Genomic DNA, 18,818 nt, shown 5'->3' with positions numbered 1-18,818 from the left:
GATTTGCTTCAATCCATGTTAAACAAATCGTCTTTTATTTATTACAAATGAACAGTAACACCTGGTCCAAATGGAATACCTAGGAAAACAAATAATAAAAGAAGTACAATCCATGTTAGTAAGAAAAAGACGCTATATGGCAGCATTAACGCCATCAATGTCCCAATGCCTGCTTTTTTATCATAATCACGCATAAATGATAAGACAATCATGATATAAGGATTCATTGGCGTAATAACATTCGTCGATGAGTCCGCAATTCTATATGCAACCTGAACAAATGCAGGGTGATAATCAAGAAAATAAAATAATTTTACAAAAATAGGCGCTTCTAAAGCCCACTGAGCTGAGCCACTAAAAATAAATAAATTTAAAATCGCTGTAAATAATACAAAACCAAGGATAACAGTAATTCCAGTTAATCCAATTGATTCTAAAGCATTTGCCCCTGATACAGCTATCCATGTCCCGATATTCGTCCAGCTAAAATATGCAATAAACTGTGCTGCTGTAAAAATTAAGACGATAAATCCTGACATATCTTTCATTGCTTCACCAATCATTTCACCAATTGAACGAGAACTTTCAATTTTCTTTGTCGTCATACCATAAGTAATCGCAACAGCTAAGAAAAAGAAAATAATGAACGGAATAATCCCATCTAAGAAGAGCGAAGGCACTAATCCCCCATCTTCATTGCGTAATGGTGAATTCGGTATACTGATAACGATTATTAAGAAAGCTATATAAATGATACCTACAAATGTCGCTCGCTTAAGCGCCTTCAATTCCAATGGTGTCACTTTTTCAAATACGCGACCTGCTTCTCCTTTATATGTTCCTAATCGCGGCTCAACAATCTTGTCAGTTACAAATGCACCTACAATTGATAAGATGAAAACAGATGCAATCATAAAATACCAGTTATCAACTGGTGTTACGACAATATCAGAACCGAGTGACTCCATAACTTCCGTTGATATTCCCGACAACAGTGCATCAGTTCCCGTAATCATTAAATTTGCTGTAAACCCTGAACCAACGCCGGCAAATCCTGCTGCAAGACCAGCTAATGGATGGCGACCAACATTGTAAAAGACGATAGCGGCTAAAGGGGGAACAATAACGAATGCCGCATCTGACGCGATGTTTCCCATAATCCCTGTGAAAATGACTGCATACGTAATCAATGACTTTGGTGCTTTAATAATCGTACTTTTTATTGCTGTTTCTAGTAATCCTACTTTATCCGCCAAACCAATTCCTATCATCATTGCAAGGACAAGTCCAAGAGGTTTAAAACCGACGAAATTATCAAGCATCGAAGTTAAAATAAATTCTAATCCTTCTACAGAAATTAAACTTTTAATGTATAAAACTTCTTCCTCTCCCGGTTGGATAAACGATACATTAAATAGTGAGATAAACCATGATAGAACAATAATGATAAGCGCTAAATAAAAGAATAATATAAATGGATCAGGTAATTTATTTCCGACTTTCTCAATTCCATTTAAAAACCAAGCAAAACGTCCACTGTTTTTTTGCTTTTCCGTCGCCAAAACTTTCATCTCCTTTTATTAAAAATTCCTAAAGCTTGGATGTAAACGTCTAAAGCAATTGTTAACACGCGTTCATTAAAATCGAATGATGGATGATGGTGTCCATGTTTTATATTTGCTCCAAAAATCATATATGTCGCTTTTCCACCATGATTGTGAACACGATTCATCATAAAACTAACATCTTCAGAACCAGAAACATCAGTTATTTTAAGCACGTTTTTAATATAATCATCTGTTTGAATATGATTAAATAACTTTTCGATTAATTCTGGATGACAATTCACGACATTTGTTTGACCGACAACTTCTTTTTTTAATGAAACATCATACATTTTCGCTGAACCTTCTAAAATAGCTAATGCTCGCTCTGTTAAATAACGGTTGATTCTTTCAGTTTCCCCACGTGTTTCAATTTCTAATTTACTAGATGGCGCAATCACATTACGCCCTGTTCCCCCTATCATTTTACCTACATTAATCCTTGAAATACCTTCACTATGTCTAGAAATTGCATAAAGATTCATAACAGCATTTGCTGCTGCTAGTAAACTATTTTTACCTTTTTCTGGTGAAATACCTGCATGTGAAGCTTCGCCTTTAAATAAAACATCTATTTTCGTTGATGCTAAAAATCCATTAGCAGCTAAAGCTACCGTACCAACATCTAAATCATTTAAGCCAATATGTCCCGAATAAAAATAGTCGACCCCATCGAGCCAGCCATTCTCTACAATGGCATGTGCACCTCTTCCGCCTTCTTCAGCTGGTTGAAATATAAGAGTAAATGTACCTGTCAATTGATTAATCCTTTTAGAGATATATGTTGCTAAAGCTAAACCGATTGCGATGTGTCCATCATGTCCACAAGCATGCATGACACCTTTATTTGTAGATGTATAGTTGTTTTTATACGGATGATGTGACTTTTCCGTCGTTTCCGTAATAGGTAATGCATCGATATCGAATCTAAATGCGCTATGTGGGCCAGAGTGTTTACTTTTTATTTGTCCAATAACACCTGTAAATCCATCTTTTATTTCACAAAAGATAGCGCTTTCAATTTCACCCTGTTTAAGTACTGTTTTCTCATAGTGTCTTAATGTGGCTTTTGCTGGCAAGCCATATCGAGCGCTATCAGACATAACTTCCTGCCCAATAAATGTCTTGAATTGTAGTTTTTTTAAATGTCTATAAATATATGCTGTCGTTCTATATTCCATAAAACCTAACTCTGGATTTTTATGAAATTGACGACGCCACTGAATCATTTGTTGTTCAATGGATTTGATAAATTGCATGCGATTCATTTACTTCACCATTTAGTTTTTTTAATGTGTTTAATACTAGATGAACTAAAAGCTCACTACCTAATGGCAATGCTTTTTCATTCAATTTAAATTCTGGGTTATGCAATGCTTTTTGTTCATTTGGATGATCCACTCTTGTGCCTAACCAAATAAATGCACCTTGATAATGCTTAAGGTAGCGACTAAAATCTTCCGCTGTTAAAGCTGGCTCTACTTCTGGTGTTGCATTATTTCCAAATAAATCAATAGCCGTTTGCCTAACGAGCGATGCCCATCTTGGTGTATTAATTGTTGCTTCATAACCATCAATATATGTCATATCAATTGTCGATTCAAACATTGCCGCCGTTTTATTACATATCTTTGATAAACGTTGTTTAATCTTATGTTTAATTTCCTGATCATATGTTCTCACTGTTCCTGACAGTGTTACTTTTTCTGCAATGACGTTTGCCTGATAGCCACCATTAATTTTTCCAATTGTAACAACTGATTGTTTTAACGGATTGATTGAGCGGCTAACAATTGATTGCATAGCTGTTATAAGATAGCCAGCTGTTACAATGGCATCATTCGTTTGATGTGGCATACTCGCATGACCGCCACGGCCTTGAATAGTAATCTTAAAACGATCACTTGCTCCCATCATTTCTCTTTTCCTAATACCTATTGTTCCAACAGGCAAATCAGGCCACACATGCATGCCGTATATAACATCTGGTTGATGTTTCTCGAAGACACCGTCATTAAGCATCAGCTGAGCTCCCCCAATTGGTGCATCCTCTTCGGCGGGTTGAAAAACAAGTAATACTTTTCCTTCTATATGCGCTCTCATGCGATTTAATATTTCCGCCGCACCTAAGAGCATCGCTGTGTGTGCATCATGGCCACAGGCGTGCATAACTCCCGGTTTAGTTGATTTATAGGGGATATCATTTTTCTCTTGAATTGGAAGCGCATCCATATCTGCCCGTAAAGCAACTGTCTTACCTGGCTTTTCACCTTGAATCATACCTAATACGCCAGTATTCCCATACCCTGCTTTAAATTGGATGTGAGATGCAGCTAATTTTTCTTGAACGAGCTTAGATGTTTTATATTCTTGATGGCTTAATTCAGGATATCGATGTAAGTGTCTCCGGATGGATATGATATCTTCCTCAACTTCTGCTAAATATCGCTTAACTAGTTTTTTAACCATGTTAATACACCTCCTTCTCTAATTAGGGAAATGTCCATATATATTCCGTTAATAGATAATATACATAAATCCAATTCATTTGTACACCCTTTTTTTGAAAATTTCATAATTTGTTTTACTATAGCGGAAGGTTTGTTATGAATATACTTTAATATGCTTATTAAAGGCTATGCGATTTCAACCTGCCACCGCTCGATTTCAACCTGTCGCCGCTCGATTTTTCCATGAGATCGAGCGATTTTGAAACTAAAGTGAAAATCAATCGTATGTAATAATAGAATCTATTTTGGTGGTGACTCTTATGGATACAGGTACAATCATTTATATCATCACAATGGGTTGGACACTGCTTATTTTCGGTGGACTAACATATCTAATTGCAAAGAAGAAAGAGTATTTTTTAATCAGTGGCTTTAATAAGCGTTCTGAAGAAGAAAAAATCTATTTACAGGAGAATGGTTATTTAGATGCAATGGCTAAAGCGCTGACCATTTCGTTTTGGATCTTTGCTCTCACGTTTATCGTTGGCTTATTGCCGGTTCCTTATGGTTTTGAAATTGGTATCGGTATATTTCTTATTGTGTTACTAGGTGGAATGATATGGGTACAACGTTATGAAGTACCACATAAAAGAAAAAAAGCGATTTGGACGACTGCTATCATTAGCATTGTCACGCTTGGCTTTATCATTGCTATTTTCGTTGTTGGTTATATTGATAATGAAATTAAAGTTAATCAAAATATATTTGAGATTACTGGTATGTATGGGCTAGAATTGGATATCGACGACATCGAGCATATGGCTCTACTTGATGAACTCCCTGAAGTCATCATGAAAACGAATGGTTTTGCAACGACGAATCTTTTAAAGGGACGTTTCCAACTTGTGGAACCATATGGCACAGGTACATTATTTATTCAGAAACGTACTAAACCAGTTTTATATATCCAAATAAAGGATGATTATGTGATGATTGCTAGAAAAGATGCGAATGAAACGAGAGAGCTCCACGACTTACTTATTCAAGCTAAAAAATCGACTAGCTAACAACGACTCCTACGAATGCTAACTACAAACATCTAAGGCAAATTTCCACATTTTGAGGTGATACATTGGGGGAGCGTAACTATTTCATCGTATTTACTATCGCAGCCATGTTAGCGATTCAATATTTTTTATCAAAACATCCGAATCCATTTGCTGCATTTATCGTACCAATGATTTATATGATCATTCTTACAGGGCTGTTTATTTTTGATATGATCCAACATGTGATCGTCTTCTTGCTCCTGCTTCTTCTCGGTTTACTCTATCTGTTACGAGAATGGTTTGAAGCACAAAAGAGTCTTAAATCAAAATAAAAAGAAGCAAACACCTACCAATAAGGCGTCTGCTTCTTTTTTTATGAAGTGACAGCTTGATCAATAATCGAAAAGGAGACTCGCTCACAATCAATTTCCGCTTTTGCCCCATAAGGTAAAATAAACTTAGGCTCTGTGTGCCCAAAATTTAAGTTATATAAAATTGGCATATCTAAATCATACTCTCGCATAACTGTTAAAATCGCATCTTTATATTCTTCATAAAAAGCCTCATCTTGTGGTTTCGCAAAAATCATTCCCTTTGCTCGTTCTAAAATGCCTTGTGCCGCATAGTTACGAAGCCAATAAGTAATGTTTTTTGGATTTGGCTTTTCTTCTGATGTTTCAAAAAATAAGATGCTTCCGTCCCACATCTCTTGATTGGGCCAGATAGCTGTTCCTTTGGCAAATTCAAGCACCTCAATACATCCCCCCATTAAATGTCCTTGAACGACACCTTCCCCTTGGAGCAATTCATAATCTCGATTCGGCTGCATCGTCCGACGTGTATCTTTATTCTTAATATCCCACTCTAAATATTCACTCGTCCACTGTTTAGCTGGTACAATTTCACCTACCACATCACTTGAAAACAAGAAGCGCTCAACCATCTCAATCGTATATGGATCCATCTCCACATTTTCTGCAAAATCAGTTAAAACAGCTGGACCATAAAAGGATGATATACCTGCTTTTAGACAAAATAAGTGGGTAATTGTCACATCTGAGTAACCCATAAATATTTTTGGGTTTCTTCGAATGACATCAAAATCAATATACGGTAGTAAACGAATGCTTTCGTTACCGCCAATATTGGCAATAATCGCTTTAATATTATCATCTTTAAAAGCTTGCATTAAATCTTCAGCTCGTGCTTCTGGGTGTTGATAAAGATAGTCTTCCCCTTTTAAACTATTTGGCATTGCCACAACTTTTAATCCAAACACATCTTGCAAACGTTTAACCCCTTGCTCATAACGCCATCTCAGTTCTGGCTCTCCTGCTCCACCCCAAGATGGGCTTACAGTTGCAACAAGATCGCCACGCTCTAGCTTTTTCGGTTTAATGAACATCAACTATCTCTTCCTTTCATCCGATTATTTCATTAAACTATTCATTTGAACTAATTCATTACATTTTCTACTGGAACAGGAATTTGATTTAAAATCTGTCGTACAATATCATCTGCTGTCTTCTTAATCGCTCCTTCCATCGTTAAAATGAGACGATGTGGAAAGACATAAGACGCTAAAGTTTTTATATCTTGTGGGGTAATATACTCACGTTCTTCCACCAATGCTTTCGCTTGTGCCGCCCGCATCAACGCTAAAACCCCACGCGGACTAATTCCAAGTTCAATTTCCGAATGTGTTCGTGTTTCATGGACTATATCTAATAAATAATCTGTCACAATATCCGTCATAACGACTTCTTTTGCTTGGTGTCGTAACTCTAAAATGTCTTCCGGCTCTAAAATAACTTCTAATTCATTATATGGATCTTGGAGACGATAATTTTGTAAAATTTCCTTCTCTTCTTCTCGCGTCGGATAACCGAGATTGATTTTGAACAGAAAACGGTCTAGCTGTGCTTCTGGAAGTGGGAACGTCCCATAATTGCTCTCAACTGGGTTTTGTGTCGCAAGGACGATAAAAGGCTGTGGCACGGTAACCGTTTCTCCATCAATCGTCACCTGATATTCTTCCATCACCTCTAATAAACTCGACTGAGTTTTTGGTGTCGCCCGGTTAATCTCGTCAGCCAGTAATACATTCGTTACAACTGGTCCTTCTCTTAATTCAAACGTCTCATATTTTGGGTTAAAATAACGAATACCCGTGACATCACTTGGTAATACGTCAGGTGTGAATTGAACTCGGTTAAAATCACCATGCATCACCTTAGCAAAACTCTTCGCCAATTTTGTCTTCCCTGTTCCTGGTGCACTTTCAAGTAAAATATGCCCACCAGCAATAATGGCGATAAATAATAAATCAATTTCAGTTTCTTTCCCATAGATGACTTGTTGTAATGCTTGTTTTGCTTTTAATATTTTTTCCATATAATCACCTTCCTGAGTCATTAGCTATTATTTTTCGTTCAGCTTCTTTAAGTTGCTTTAGAAATAGAGCTATTTTCTTTCTATCTACATTGATTTCTCCATAGCGAATCATCTGATAAATGTCACTAGGTAAATCGATTTCTAATCGTCCAAACCACTCATCGACAGTTTCGAACGGCAGGCGACCTTGGCCATGCTTAAGAGCTTTCCGTTCTAAATCATACATAGCTTTTCTAACAGGATGTACAGGTTTTCTTCTCGAAAAGTTAAATAAGCGAGATACATTTTTCTCTTCTTTCTGTTTTAACGGTTTCACTATATGTGGTTGATTAACTTGGCGAATTTTACTTTCTGGACCTCTTCGCTTTTTAAGTACGAGCCATAGCACAAATAAAATCAATAATCCGATAATGATCAGGTTAAGGATTAATCCTGGAGCAAGTGCGTCAAATGTCGAAGGCAGGTCAGTGACATCCTCTTCTGGTTCAAAAGCAACGGGGTCTTCTTTTGATTCAGGCATCTCAACATCTTTGAAAAATGAATCCAAAAACGATAGTTGACCAACGATATGCCCAAGCGCCATCGCTAGGTATGGGAAGACAACATCCCAGATTTTCTTTAACCCGATAAATATAATTAAAATAACGATTGAACCACTTGTTAAAAAAACTATATAAGATAATAAATAGCGAACATAATGCTTCGTTGATTTCATATTTGTCATATAACTCAATGCCGAACCAATTGAAACGACAAAAAACTGAATAAATAAATATATAATAAGTGTTGGATCATGCTTCTGTATCATATTAAAAATCATTAAAATAACGGTTAAACCTAGATAAATGATTTCAGGATATTCGAGCGTTTCACGGCGTATCATTGCAAAGCGCCACGTCAAAATCAGCGCAAGAATAAAAGTGTGTAATAGTGGAAATCCCATAAAATGAAAAATAAGTACTGGAACGAACCCAAGAAAAAAATAAGTATGCGTGTCTCCAACCCAGCGACCGAGAATAATGAAAAATACCCAAATAGCTAAAAAGAGTAAAAAATAGATTCCATGTGACAGAGAATTGGCAATCGGGAGCGTTAATAAAAAGATGACTGTTACTTCACTTAATAGATGCGATCCGTATTTGATAGATTTATTTTGCATGTTCACACCCCCCACCTTTTAGGCATGTTTCACTACTTCACTTGTAACCAATGGTTTTAAGTATGCTCCATCATCCGCTTCATGAATGTGAAACACCCTTATACCTATTCGGCTCAAATCAGTCCGTGTTTCTTCAGAGACGAGTCCAATTATCACAACTGTGTGAAAACTTTGGTTATATCGTAGGACATGCTGCACTATCTGTTCAAATGAGTATGTGACAGGCATTCGTTTCAGTCTAGCTAACATTTCTAATGTATTCCGAAAGTGTACCTTCCCTTCACTCATTGGCAAATGAATAAAAGGTATTTCACCTACCTTAAAAGCATTCAAATAAATCTCATATGGAATGTTTTGTTTGGTCGCATATTCACTTAAATAAGCCGTATAAGATAAAACATGTTCAATATCAACATAATGATTCGGTGGAGACTCGACATTCACTAAAAATAAAAATGAACGATTAATCACTCGCTCATAGACATTTGTTTGTAATGTCAATGACTTTGCCGAGGCTTTCCAGTTTATCCGATGAAATGGATCTCGTTGCTGATAATCTCTGATTGTTACCGGTTCTTGTATATCTTCAAATGGCGATGTCTGATAACGACTCATCCCCGGAGTCATCTGATTTAAAATCTGAATACCACTTACTGGAAGTAGCTCTGGATAGACAATGATTTCCGTTTCATATCTTTTTCCATATCGCAATGTCATTAATCGATAGTTAAATAGATGTGGTAATGAATACTGGATATGATTCACTTTTGCAACACCGCGCTTTTTTGCAAGAAGCGGCAGTTTAATTCTCATTTGACTTCGTGGCGAGATAGAACCATAAATATGAACAGGTTCTTTCCAATACTCTTCCACATCCAAAATATATGTATAGGCTTGAACAGGAGATGCAATTTGCAATGTTAACTTACCATTAAAAATAGGAAAGAATGACTGGTTCTCTATTTCAAAAGAGAGCTTCATTTTTTCTTCTGGAAAAAGGCGAATCGATGTCGGTCGATCTTTCAGCTTTATTTTCCTAGTCAATGTTTTTTCATATAAATAATACAATATTAAATATGTCACCATAAAACCGATTGCTACAAAAAGCATCCTCTGCCTGAAAATAACAGCACTAACTATTAAAACAATTAAGCTCATTAGAAAATAATCAATAAACCGATTATGATCGTATGATTCTTGGTCTTTTTTCCATAACACGCACATTCCCCCTATTCTCAAGATGTAAAATTAACACTTTAATAGATTTTATCATTATTAAGAAATAGTGCAATAAGTTTTAATATAGTTGGGGTGGCCAGCACATCACAATGAAGCGTCAATGTGACCCCTCACTTGTGGAAAAAGCAATGAGACAATGCATTGAAGAGTCAATACGGCCTCTCGTGGTTGAAAATCATAACGAGACACCGCATTGGAGCCTCAATGCTGCCTCTCGCGGTTGAAAATCATAACGAGACAACGCATTGAAGTCTCAATGCAGCCTCTCGCGGTTGAAAATCATAACGAGGCAACGCATTGAAGCTCCAATACAGCCTCTCATCATGAAAAAACAATTCGAGACAACGCATTGAAGCTCAAATCTACCGAACCGATGTATAGTCAAAAGAATACTCACCTTACAAATACGAGCTAACCATGATTCACTGAGCTTCCATCACACACCATTCTCTTCTCACATACTCGAATAGCATATGTCGTCGAATCAATAAGCTCTTGATTATCTTTCCGCATTCTAATTTCCAATGCCTCTTCAAAATATGTTAATGCTGAATGATATTTCCCTTGATCGAAGAAGTTTTTTCCAGCATGCTGATAAACAAAGTCTAAATACGTTGTTTTGTAATTATCATTTTCCAAAGCTTGATTGACTAGTCTGTTAAATATTTTATTGGATACTGTGAAATTTTTCATCCATTGATGTGTATGTGCCAAACGTAATTCATTAACAAATCGAGCTCTATCATTCTGGTGGCTCTCATTTATTTTCACAGCTAAGTCCAAATACCTTTTACTTTCATCTAGTTGCTGGACAATTCTTGAATAGACGCCTATTAGACCGTATAACTTAGCCTTTTCTCCTTCAGTCTGAACATAAGACAATGATTCTTTTATAAAATTGATACCTTTAATCATGTCTCCTTTTGAGATTGGAACTTCTCTTAAATCGTCATCAAAGTGAAATTTCATATTAAATGGTATGTCAGAAAAATTCATTATCAGTCTCCTTTTAAATATAATTGAATATGTGATGTCATCTGTGCTTTATGTTTGAGCATTTTAATCATTGTTTATATCGATTTCTTAAACATAGGGTACAATGAATTCTTATAAATTACAATATTTAAAAATAGAATCACTATCATGTTATCCTTCAATCTGATAAAGACTATAATAAAATGACCGCTAATAGTAGCGGTCATCGATAGGCATACTCCATCAAGAGGGGTGAGCACCTATCCCTCAGTTCCTGTTTAAAGTAGATGGGGGACTGTTTCTTGTTCATTTCTTGGATTCTAATCGAGCAATATCACACCCTAAGCGAACGATAACACATCCTAGTCGAGGATTGTTCCACGTACGCTATTCGAACGATACCTCAATCGACTTGAAATTGCCCCATCATTCCTGCATCTTCATGTTCTAAAATATGGCAATGGTACATGAATGTGCCTTTATGTTTAAACGTGGCTATCAATTTTACATTTTCCCCTGGCATTAATAAGACAGTATCTTTCCAACCACGTTCATTTTCTGGTGGCTCTTCTCCATTCCTTTCAAGTATCTGAAATTGAACACCATGAACATGGAAAGGGTGCTCCATCGCCATTCTTCCGTTCGGATTAGATACTTCCCATATTTCTGTTTCATCTAAGTTCACTTCTTCATCAATCCGATGTATATCCATTTGCTTTCCATTAATGTTAACCATATGCCCCATTCCTTGAAGGACGAATTCACGACTCTTTGTAGCTTCCTCTGGCTTAATCGTTTTAATAGTTGTTAATTGCTCTGGTATCTCTGTTTCTTTATCCAGTTCCTCTCCAACTACAAACGTCATCAACCTGACATTTTGATCAAATAATTCAATGCGTTCTCCTTCTTTATACGAAGAAAAATCAACAATCACTTCTGCTCTTTCCGATGCACCAAGTACCAGTTCTTGTAGTTTCACTGGTTTTTCTAAAAAGCCACCATCCGATCCAATTTGCCAAAATGGTAATTCATCTTTTAAATGAAGTCGATTTGTCCGGGCATTAGAACCATTTAATAAACGTAAACGTACTTTACCTTTTGGTACTTCTAATAACGCATCGTTCGCTCCATTCACAAGAGGGGTATCTCCGTGTTTTCCGTGCATAACATCCATCATATCTAAATCATAGATTAACTTCCCATTTTGATTTAATTGACGGTCTTGAATAACTAACGGAAAATCATTTCTTCCATAATCTTTTGGAATAGGAAGTTTATCTGAGACCTCATCTTCTATAAGGAGTAACCCAGCCAATCCTTTATAAACTTGTTTACCTGTTTTATGAAGTGGATGTGGGTGATACCACAATGTTGCGGCAGGTTGATTAATCGTAAACGTTGTCTGTAACGATTCATTTGGCTGAATAACTTGATGTGGTCCACCGTCTACATCTCCAGGAACTTCTAATCCATGCCAATGTACCGTCGTTTCTTCGTCACCTAAAGCATTTTTTATGTTGACTGTTATTTCTTCACCTTTTTTCGCTTTTATGACTGGTCCTAAGTAATTGCCATTATAGCCATATGTTTCTGTCTCTACGTCATTCACAAAAACACTTGTAGACTTTTGAGCTATTAAATCATATTCCGCAATCTTTTCATCAGGATTTTGGTCTTCTAAAATCTCAGGAATAGGTAAAGTCGTAATGGTTGAGCTATTGTTTTCCTTTGCTAGTCCACGAATGGGAGCATCTTGACTGGTTTTGTTTTTATCATCATTATAAAAGTAGAATGCTCCCACCATCAGTACGAGTACAATTATGATTAGAATGATTAGATTCATTTCTCTCTTCATTTTCTATCCCTCTTTATCTTTAATCATGTCATAATCTAATTTTATAAAAGATTCGTCGAGAAATTGTGCAGAAATCCTGAACAGATGATGAACAAGAAAAAACGAGCGTATCCCTATCATTTGAGATACGCTCGCTCTTAATAAAATTAATCCTCTTTTAACATTCTTTTTTTATGTTTATATTCTTCGTCTGTTATTTCGCCTTTAGCATACCGTTCTTTTAAAATGTTTAAGGCATCATTTGGTACACTTTTTCCATTTTCATGTTTATTATTCTGTATCACTTTGACAATCAAATACACGAGTGCAATGATTAACAAAATAAAAATAATCACCCAAAAAGTTCCGAACCAACCATAACTCATCATCCCTTGTCCGTTATGATGAAACATTTTAACTCCTCCTTTTTTCTTAGATGATTTTTAATCACATTCATTTACAAAGGGTACTTTATGTTGAATCTACCCATTTGTAACCAATACCCCAAACTGTTTTTAAATGATCGTCAATTGGAAACCCTGATTGGCGAATTTTCTCTCGCATATTTCGCACATGTGAGTCTACAGTTCGCCCTTCTGTATCCGAATCGAATCCCCAGATGAACTCAATTAAATGTTCCCGTGTAAATACGCGATTCGGTCGTTTCATAAAATGGCCAATCATTTTAAATTCAATCGGCGTTAATTTAATGAATTGTCCCCGATACAATAACTCGTATGCGTCTTCTCTAAAACGTAGCCCATTTATATCAATTTCTGATGCTGGTTGAACTCGTCTTAATAAAGCATTGATTCGCGCAACTAATTCTTCTTCATGAAAAGGTTTCGTTATATAGTCATCCGCACCTAAGCGCAAACCTTTTACTATATCTTCTTGTTGCTCTCGAGCTGTCACCATAATAATCGGGATGTCTGAAGTAGATCTAATTTCTTGACAAAGCTCCCATCCATTCATATCTGGCATCATAATATCTAGTAAAACAATATCGAAATGCTCATGCTCTAAATAGTTTAAAGCTTCTTGTCCTCCGAGTGCTTTTTTACACGAAAATTGATGTGGCTTCAAATATAAAGTTAATAAATCTAACATGCGCTGTTCATCATCAACGAGTAATACTTTCGCCATGTCACTCACCCTTAGGTAATATAATCGTTACGGTTGTCCCTACTCCTAATTCACTATCAATTGTCATCTTTCCGCCATGTGACATAACAATTTCTTTAGCAATTGGTAAGCCAAGTCCAGAACCACCACTATGTCTAGAGCGAGATTTCTCCACACGATACAAGCGTTCAAATACATAGGGAAGATCATCTTTAGGAATTCCTTCTCCCTCATCTTGGATGGCAATTGTCATATAGTCATCCGTTTCTAATGCATCTATAATAATCTGACTTCCCTTAGAAGAATATTTTCTAGCATTATCTAAAATATTTAGCAAAACTTGTTGCAACCTATTCGGATCAACATAAGCTTCTAAACCGTCTGGACAGTTAACCGTAAGATGGATATTTTTTTCAGATAGAACCGGTCGAATTCGCTTTTCTACAGAATATAACACGTCACAAATCTTGACATTTTCTCGCACAATGACAAAATTATGCTGATCCATCTTAGCTAATTCAAATAAATTTCTAATCAACTCTGCTAACTTTTCAGCCTCTTCCTGAATAATCTTACTGAAAGATACGATATCTTCTCTCGATAATTGGGGGCGATTCATTATTTCCGCATATCCTTTAATATACGTAACAGGTGTTCGTAATTCATGAGAAATACTTCCTAAAAACTCATTACGCTCGGACTTCATTCTCTCTAATTCATTCGATAATTTAGTAATCGAGTTGGCTAAATCACCAAGCTCATCATTTCTGTTCGTGTGAAGAGAGACATGATGACTGCCTTTACTTAGCTGTTCTGTTGCTTCTTTCATTCTGATTAAAGGTTGAGTAATAAACCGTGATAAAATAACAATGGTGATAACTGTTAGTCCTACTGTAATAACACTTATAATTGTAAATTGTTCACTTAATTGATGAATCGTCTTTTTTATAAAATCTGTTGGAGCAAACATATAGACAAATCCTCTATCTTCACCATTAATCATTATTGGGCTACTCGTAGCGATATATTTTTGTTCCATCCAACGCGCTTCAACGATTTTCCCTTCTGGTGGTATGTTCTTCGTTTTTTCTATAAGAGAAAGCATTTCTTCCTCAACAGGATCCGAAGAAATCAATACGTCTTCTTGTTCATTTGTAACTATCACGATAAATTCAGAAGCCGACTCCATAATTCCAACATGCTTTATAGTGGAGTGGTCATAATAATCTTCCAATACATCGCGATGTGTATTACCACGAGCCAATAAACTTTCCATTACCTCTTCCACTCGCTCATTGGCAAGATTAGTATAGAGGGTAAAAAAGATAAACGCTTCTATAATTAATATAAACACAAAAAACAGAAAACCGATTTTAAAGGAGATTTTATTAAACATCTTCATTCCTCTTTAAGTATGACTTCATTTTATCATGTCATTTAATGGTTATTAAATTCTCTCATACGTGATAAAACATACAAATAAGATAAGATACCTCTATTTAATACTTAGTATTTTAAGTTCCTAAGTCAAGTATAAATAAGATTTGTCCAGAATGTGTGCAGAAAGTTTTAGCGAGCAAATATACAAATTTAAATCATTAGACTATAATAACTTCAAGAACCATGATTTGCTTGAAATTTATTTATTTCGTATCACATCGAAAAAATACGTTTAAAATTGAGGTGCAATGACATGAGCAAATTAAATTACAGTAAAATAATTAAGAATTTCCTTTCCTTTGCTAAAGACGAGGAAAGTATACGAGCTGCCATCATTGTCGGATCTCAGGCAAGGCAAGAAAAAACAGCAGATCAATGGTCAGACTTAGATCTCGTTATTTTTTCAACAGATCATACCAGTCTATTAAAGCACTACAAATGGATTTATCACATCAGTAAACCGATGATCACCTTTCTGGAAAAAACAGCTGTTGGTGGTGGCATGGAACGACGCGTTTTATTTGAAGGAGGCTTAGATGTTGATTTTGCCATCTTCCCCACTTCTACTTTAGATGATATGCTCAATCAAAAAGAAGTGTCGGATGTATTTTCTAGAGGCGTGAAGGTTTTAATAGATAAAGATCATCGCCTCAAATCAATCATCCCGCAAAAAAAGAAGACACCAGTTATACCATCAAAAGAAAAAATCTTAAATGATATGCATGATTTTTGGTATCATTCCGTATTAACAGCTAAAAAACTACGGCGAGGTGAAATATTATTAAGTAAGTCAATTTGTGATTCATATATGAAAAATCTCCTTGTCTCTCTCATCAAAACCGAAATAAAACTACGAAAAGGACCCGATTACGATACATGGCATGGCTTTCGTTTTTTCGAACAATGGGCAGACCCCGATATAATAGAATCATTTAAAAAACTATATGCTCCATACGATGAGAAGGAAATTTGGCATGCCTTAATTAAAACAATGAATGTCTATGAAAAGATGGCTAAAAAGGTCTGTCATTCAATGGGGATTGAATATCCACTAGTGGCCAATCGATATGCTGTTCAATTAGTAGAAAAGATGTTAAATGAGATAGATTTGAAGTAGATTCAGAGATAGCCGAACGAAAGGTTGATTACCATGCAGGAAAATAACATACAAATAAAACACAATCCACCATTAAATGTAGAAAGTACGGAAGCGTTTCTCATTTCCATTTTCGGAAACGAGAAGGACACAGTTGATGATTTTATATACAGAATAAAAAACAACATATGTACATTTACAGCATATAACGAAGACAATATGATCGGTCTCTTAACAGCGTGGAAAAATAACTTTCATCCTTATTGTACTTACTTCGCACTTGCTATTAATCCAGTTTATGGGAATGAAATCGCTCATAAATTGCTTCATTGTATTGAAGATAACGTCATTCATCCAATTCAGACAACTGTTTGGGAAACATCGTATTTCCTTAAATCATTTTATGAACAGGCTGGTTTTAAGGAAATTAGAAGAACCTATATGCCGAGGCTAAACGTAGCTCCAATAAACATTCAAACATACAAGAATCAGCTTAAGCCGACCCAGGGCTTCATTTATAGTCTGAAAGATATAGAGGCGAATCATGACTTACGTAGCAAATTAATCCATCTTGTTCGAGATACCTATAAGAAAACACATACAGCTAATCCAGTCGGAACAATTGATGAAAATCAATGGGGTAAACTCATTTTCGAAGACGATACTATTTTAGAAGCAAGTTATGTCATCTTAGCAAATGATGATATTGTTGGATTTGCCTTGCTCCATGCTTCTGATATGCCAAAAACATTAGAGTTTGGCTGGCGGGGAACGAAAAATGTAGTTGATAGAAGCGCTTTATTAACACTCTGTTTAAACCAAATTAAATACGCAAAAGACAATCAGTATGAATTTATCGATGCCGAGATTGATACAACAGATCCGTTTCAACTTGAATTGATGAAACATCTACCATTTGCACCCGCTCCAACATTAATAACATTTCAAAAAAATGGTGTTTAGCGTAGCTTCAACTTTTTTAACGTAAATGTTATGATAACGTAAACAACTTTTTTTATGTACAGGCTCTAATTTTGGATTAATAAAATCAGCTCAGTAATCTAAGAAAGAACGAGTGCTACGGTAAGACTTCAAAATATATGATTAGTCTAGCAGTTATACCATACAAGTGGATTCATGCAGTGAGTTTTAAGTATTTTCTAAACTTTATACTTCCTTGTGTTCACTCCTTTTTCTTTGTATAGAACATTTTATCAAAATAACATTCGTGAAAAATAATACTGGAAATCCTAGGAATAACGAGCATTTATAAATCTTATCGTTATTCCGCTCTTTTCTTGATAGGTTTTTGTTTAGTTTCATTCGAATCTTTTAATATTAATTCTAACAAGCCGACACCAAGAAGAATGATAAATGGGAATAGGATAACCTGCATTCGTAGTGTAAACAAACTGCTTAATATTTCCCAAAATGATAACCGTTGGATAAATACTTGATAAGGATTATTGTTTAAATAAGATATTTGTAACGTATCATTAGACTCATATTTATTATAAGTGCTTCTTGAGACTTCCTTTGTCACTTCTATATCCTCGTTCTTTTCATCTAAGAACTCTAAAGTAAAATAGTACTTCGTTACAGGTAGATGATCATGATCAAGATAAATATCTCATGTTTTAAACGTCACTTCGGCATCTGTCAAAACTTTTCCATATGGCTTTATTTTATGATATAAATTATTTGCAAAACTTGATGCAAGAACAAGATATCCCATCCCTACAATGATAAGAATGAACTTAGTGAAACTAAATTCTGCTTTTTTAAAAGGAGATAATGCAAATAGCTTTTTAAGCATCTTATCAAATTTACCAAGAAGAAACAGAATAAATTTTTGAATCGGTTTAATCTGATAAAGTCCCCATATTATCATACCGACCATGACGAGAATCCCAAGACCAATAAAGAGAAGATAGAAAAAGCCATCATGAAGCATATCAATTAATGTATGAAATTGTCTACCATTAACCGTATAACCCGCAATCTCTTCTCCTAGATCAATCCCCTGAATCTGTTTTTTCGTAACCCGCACTTCGTTTGTAATCGGCTCTGGAACGACTTTCCCTTCATACATCATCACGTCAGCATAATATGTAGGACTAGAATAAAGCCCTTTCTCTGCCCGTTTAGAAACAATAATTCCCTTTGTTTTATTCGCATGTAACACACTATAACTATCCCGATATTCAGTAACTAACTCTGCCGTACATGAGGATAAAACACCAAACGCAATTAAAGCGATTATAAAATAAACAATTTTATCTTTCATCATATCACCATTATATGTTTTAGTAATAACGATATCATCTTAGAAACATCCTACACATCATGCTTTATATGCTATGGTTCCCACCTCAGGTTTCGGGAGTCTGATTTAGGATTGCTAAACTTCTGTATCAGAGCGCTCGGTTTTGACTCACCGGCGCTCGATTCCT

Annotated in this window: 18 protein-coding genes; 4 read left to right on the top strand and 14 right to left on the bottom strand. The window is 35.6% G+C overall.

Annotated features, from left to right (window positions below):
- Positions 1–41 precede the first annotated feature (41 nt).
- Genes HNQ35_RS09770 through HNQ35_RS09760 form a run of 3 tightly spaced genes read right to left on the bottom strand, consistent with a single transcriptional unit; the run spans position 42 to position 4,073 of the window.
- A complete protein-coding gene (locus HNQ35_RS09770; RefSeq protein WP_146937895.1) occupies positions 42–1,571 on the bottom strand; it encodes an AbgT family transporter in 1,530 nt (509 codons plus the stop codon).
- Entirely contained in the window at positions 1,568–2,872 is a 1,305-nt protein-coding gene (locus HNQ35_RS09765) for an amidohydrolase (RefSeq protein ID WP_246118081.1), read from the bottom strand. The genes HNQ35_RS09770 and HNQ35_RS09765 overlap by 4 nt, the downstream gene beginning before the upstream one ends.
- A complete protein-coding gene (locus HNQ35_RS09760) occupies positions 2,841–4,073 on the bottom strand; it encodes a M20 metallopeptidase family protein (RefSeq protein WP_146937893.1) in 1,233 nt (410 codons plus the stop codon). The genes HNQ35_RS09765 and HNQ35_RS09760 overlap by 32 nt, the downstream gene beginning before the upstream one ends.
- Before the next feature lie 301 nt (positions 4,074–4,374).
- On the opposite strand from HNQ35_RS09760, the gene HNQ35_RS09755 reads away from it, so the two are divergent.
- Complete coding sequence (locus HNQ35_RS09755; protein WP_146937891.1) at positions 4,375–5,121, top strand: DUF3784 domain-containing protein; 747 nt, start codon at positions 4,375–4,377, stop codon at positions 5,119–5,121.
- A gap of 65 nt (positions 5,122–5,186) precedes the next feature.
- A complete protein-coding gene (locus HNQ35_RS09750; RefSeq protein ID WP_146937889.1) occupies positions 5,187–5,435 on the top strand; it encodes a hypothetical protein in 249 nt (82 codons plus the stop codon).
- 41 nt (positions 5,436–5,476) lie between these two features.
- Here HNQ35_RS09750 and HNQ35_RS09745 read toward each other — a convergent pair whose 3' ends face one another.
- The 9 genes from HNQ35_RS09745 to HNQ35_RS09705 all read right to left on the bottom strand — a co-directional run bounded on the left by HNQ35_RS09745 (position 5,477) and on the right by HNQ35_RS09705 (position 15,225).
- Entirely contained in the window at positions 5,477–6,508 is a 1,032-nt protein-coding gene (locus HNQ35_RS09745) for a S66 family peptidase (RefSeq protein WP_146937887.1), read from the bottom strand.
- A 50-nt stretch (positions 6,509–6,558) separates the two neighbouring features.
- Positions 6,559–7,497: an AAA family ATPase gene (locus tag HNQ35_RS09740; protein WP_146937885.1), complete on the bottom strand. Its 939-nt coding sequence runs from the start codon at positions 7,495–7,497 to the stop codon at positions 6,559–6,561.
- Between the two features lie 4 nt (positions 7,498–7,501).
- Positions 7,502–8,656 (bottom strand): hypothetical protein, encoded by a 1,155-nt coding sequence (locus HNQ35_RS09735; RefSeq protein ID WP_146937882.1) that lies wholly within the window; start codon positions 8,654–8,656, stop codon positions 7,502–7,504.
- Positions 8,657–8,674: 18 nt separating this feature from the next.
- Positions 8,675–9,874, bottom strand: a complete 1,200-nt coding sequence (locus tag HNQ35_RS14450; protein ID WP_170226671.1) for a DUF58 domain-containing protein — start codon at positions 9,872–9,874, stop codon at positions 8,675–8,677.
- 432 nt (positions 9,875–10,306) lie between these two features.
- Complete coding sequence (locus tag HNQ35_RS09725) at positions 10,307–10,891, bottom strand: tetratricopeptide repeat protein (RefSeq protein WP_146937877.1); 585 nt, start codon at positions 10,889–10,891, stop codon at positions 10,307–10,309.
- Between the two features lie 382 nt (positions 10,892–11,273).
- On the bottom strand, positions 11,274–12,725 hold the full coding sequence (locus HNQ35_RS09720; protein WP_146937875.1) for a multicopper oxidase family protein: 1,452 nt from the start codon (positions 12,723–12,725) through the stop codon (positions 11,274–11,276).
- A gap of 146 nt (positions 12,726–12,871) precedes the next feature.
- A complete protein-coding gene (locus HNQ35_RS09715) occupies positions 12,872–13,117 on the bottom strand; it encodes an SHOCT domain-containing protein (protein ID WP_146937873.1) in 246 nt (81 codons plus the stop codon).
- Positions 13,118–13,175: 58 nt separating this feature from the next.
- Positions 13,176–13,850 (bottom strand): response regulator transcription factor, encoded by a 675-nt coding sequence (locus tag HNQ35_RS09710; protein ID WP_146937871.1) that lies wholly within the window; start codon positions 13,848–13,850, stop codon positions 13,176–13,178.
- A 1-nt stretch (position 13,851) separates the two neighbouring features.
- Positions 13,852–15,225, bottom strand: coding sequence for a sensor histidine kinase (locus HNQ35_RS09705; protein WP_146937869.1), 1,374 nt, complete (start codon positions 15,223–15,225; stop codon positions 13,852–13,854).
- 297 nt (positions 15,226–15,522) lie between these two features.
- Between HNQ35_RS09705 and HNQ35_RS09700 the strand changes: the two genes are divergently transcribed.
- Positions 15,523–16,386, top strand: a complete 864-nt coding sequence (locus HNQ35_RS09700) for an aminoglycoside 6-adenylyltransferase (RefSeq protein WP_146937867.1) — start codon at positions 15,523–15,525, stop codon at positions 16,384–16,386.
- Between the two features lie 33 nt (positions 16,387–16,419).
- Entirely contained in the window at positions 16,420–17,328 is a 909-nt protein-coding gene (locus HNQ35_RS09695) for a GNAT family N-acetyltransferase (protein WP_146937865.1), read from the top strand.
- 319 nt (positions 17,329–17,647) lie between these two features.
- Here the strand turns inward: HNQ35_RS09695 and HNQ35_RS09690 are convergent, their stop codons facing one another.
- Both HNQ35_RS09690 and HNQ35_RS09685 read right to left on the bottom strand, forming a co-directional pair.
- The gene (locus HNQ35_RS09690) at positions 17,648–17,908 is read right to left on the bottom strand and encodes a hypothetical protein (RefSeq protein WP_146937863.1); all 261 of its coding nucleotides are present in this window, start codon (positions 17,906–17,908) and stop codon (positions 17,648–17,650) included.
- Positions 17,909–17,995: 87 nt separating this feature from the next.
- Positions 17,996–18,652: a hypothetical protein gene (locus tag HNQ35_RS09685; protein ID WP_146937861.1), complete on the bottom strand. Its 657-nt coding sequence runs from the start codon at positions 18,650–18,652 to the stop codon at positions 17,996–17,998.
- Positions 18,653–18,818 lie beyond the last annotated feature (166 nt).

The organism is Cerasibacillus quisquiliarum (assembly GCF_014202495.1).
GTDB classification, from domain to species: domain Bacteria; phylum Bacillota; class Bacilli; order Bacillales; family Amphibacillaceae; genus Cerasibacillus; species Cerasibacillus quisquiliarum.
This window is presented reverse-complemented; position numbering and strand designations above follow the sequence as displayed.

Coding starts and splice junctions, on each gene's coding strand:
- HNQ35_RS09770 (WP_146937895.1), bottom strand. CDS start 1,571: ATGAAAGTTTTGGCGACGGAAAAGCAAAAAAACAGTGGACGTTTTGCT.
- HNQ35_RS09765 (WP_246118081.1), bottom strand. CDS start 2,872: ATGAATCGCATGCAATTTATCAAATCCATTGAACAACAAATGATTCAG.
- HNQ35_RS09760 (WP_146937893.1), bottom strand. CDS start 4,073: ATGGTTAAAAAACTAGTTAAGCGATATTTAGCAGAAGTTGAGGAAGAT.
- HNQ35_RS09755 (WP_146937891.1), top strand. CDS start 4,375: ATGGATACAGGTACAATCATTTATATCATCACAATGGGTTGGACACTG.
- HNQ35_RS09745 (WP_146937887.1), bottom strand. CDS start 6,508: ATGTTCATTAAACCGAAAAAGCTAGAGCGTGGCGATCTTGTTGCAACT.
- HNQ35_RS09740 (WP_146937885.1), bottom strand. CDS start 7,497: ATGGAAAAAATATTAAAAGCAAAACAAGCATTACAACAAGTCATCTAT.
- HNQ35_RS09735 (WP_146937882.1), bottom strand. CDS start 8,656: ATGCAAAATAAATCTATCAAATACGGATCGCATCTATTAAGTGAAGTA.
- HNQ35_RS09725 (WP_146937877.1), bottom strand. CDS start 10,891: ATGAATTTTTCTGACATACCATTTAATATGAAATTTCACTTTGATGAC.
- HNQ35_RS09720 (WP_146937875.1), bottom strand. CDS start 12,725: ATGAAGAGAGAAATGAATCTAATCATTCTAATCATAATTGTACTCGTA.
- HNQ35_RS09715 (WP_146937873.1), bottom strand. CDS start 13,117: ATGTTTCATCATAACGGACAAGGGATGATGAGTTATGGTTGGTTCGGA.
- HNQ35_RS09710 (WP_146937871.1), bottom strand. CDS start 13,850: ATGGCGAAAGTATTACTCGTTGATGATGAACAGCGCATGTTAGATTTA.
- HNQ35_RS09705 (WP_146937869.1), bottom strand. CDS start 15,225: ATGTTTAATAAAATCTCCTTTAAAATCGGTTTTCTGTTTTTTGTGTTT.
- HNQ35_RS09700 (WP_146937867.1), top strand. CDS start 15,523: ATGAGCAAATTAAATTACAGTAAAATAATTAAGAATTTCCTTTCCTTT.
- HNQ35_RS09695 (WP_146937865.1), top strand. CDS start 16,420: ATGCAGGAAAATAACATACAAATAAAACACAATCCACCATTAAATGTA.
- HNQ35_RS09685 (WP_146937861.1), bottom strand. CDS start 18,652: ATGAAAGATAAAATTGTTTATTTTATAATCGCTTTAATTGCGTTTGGT.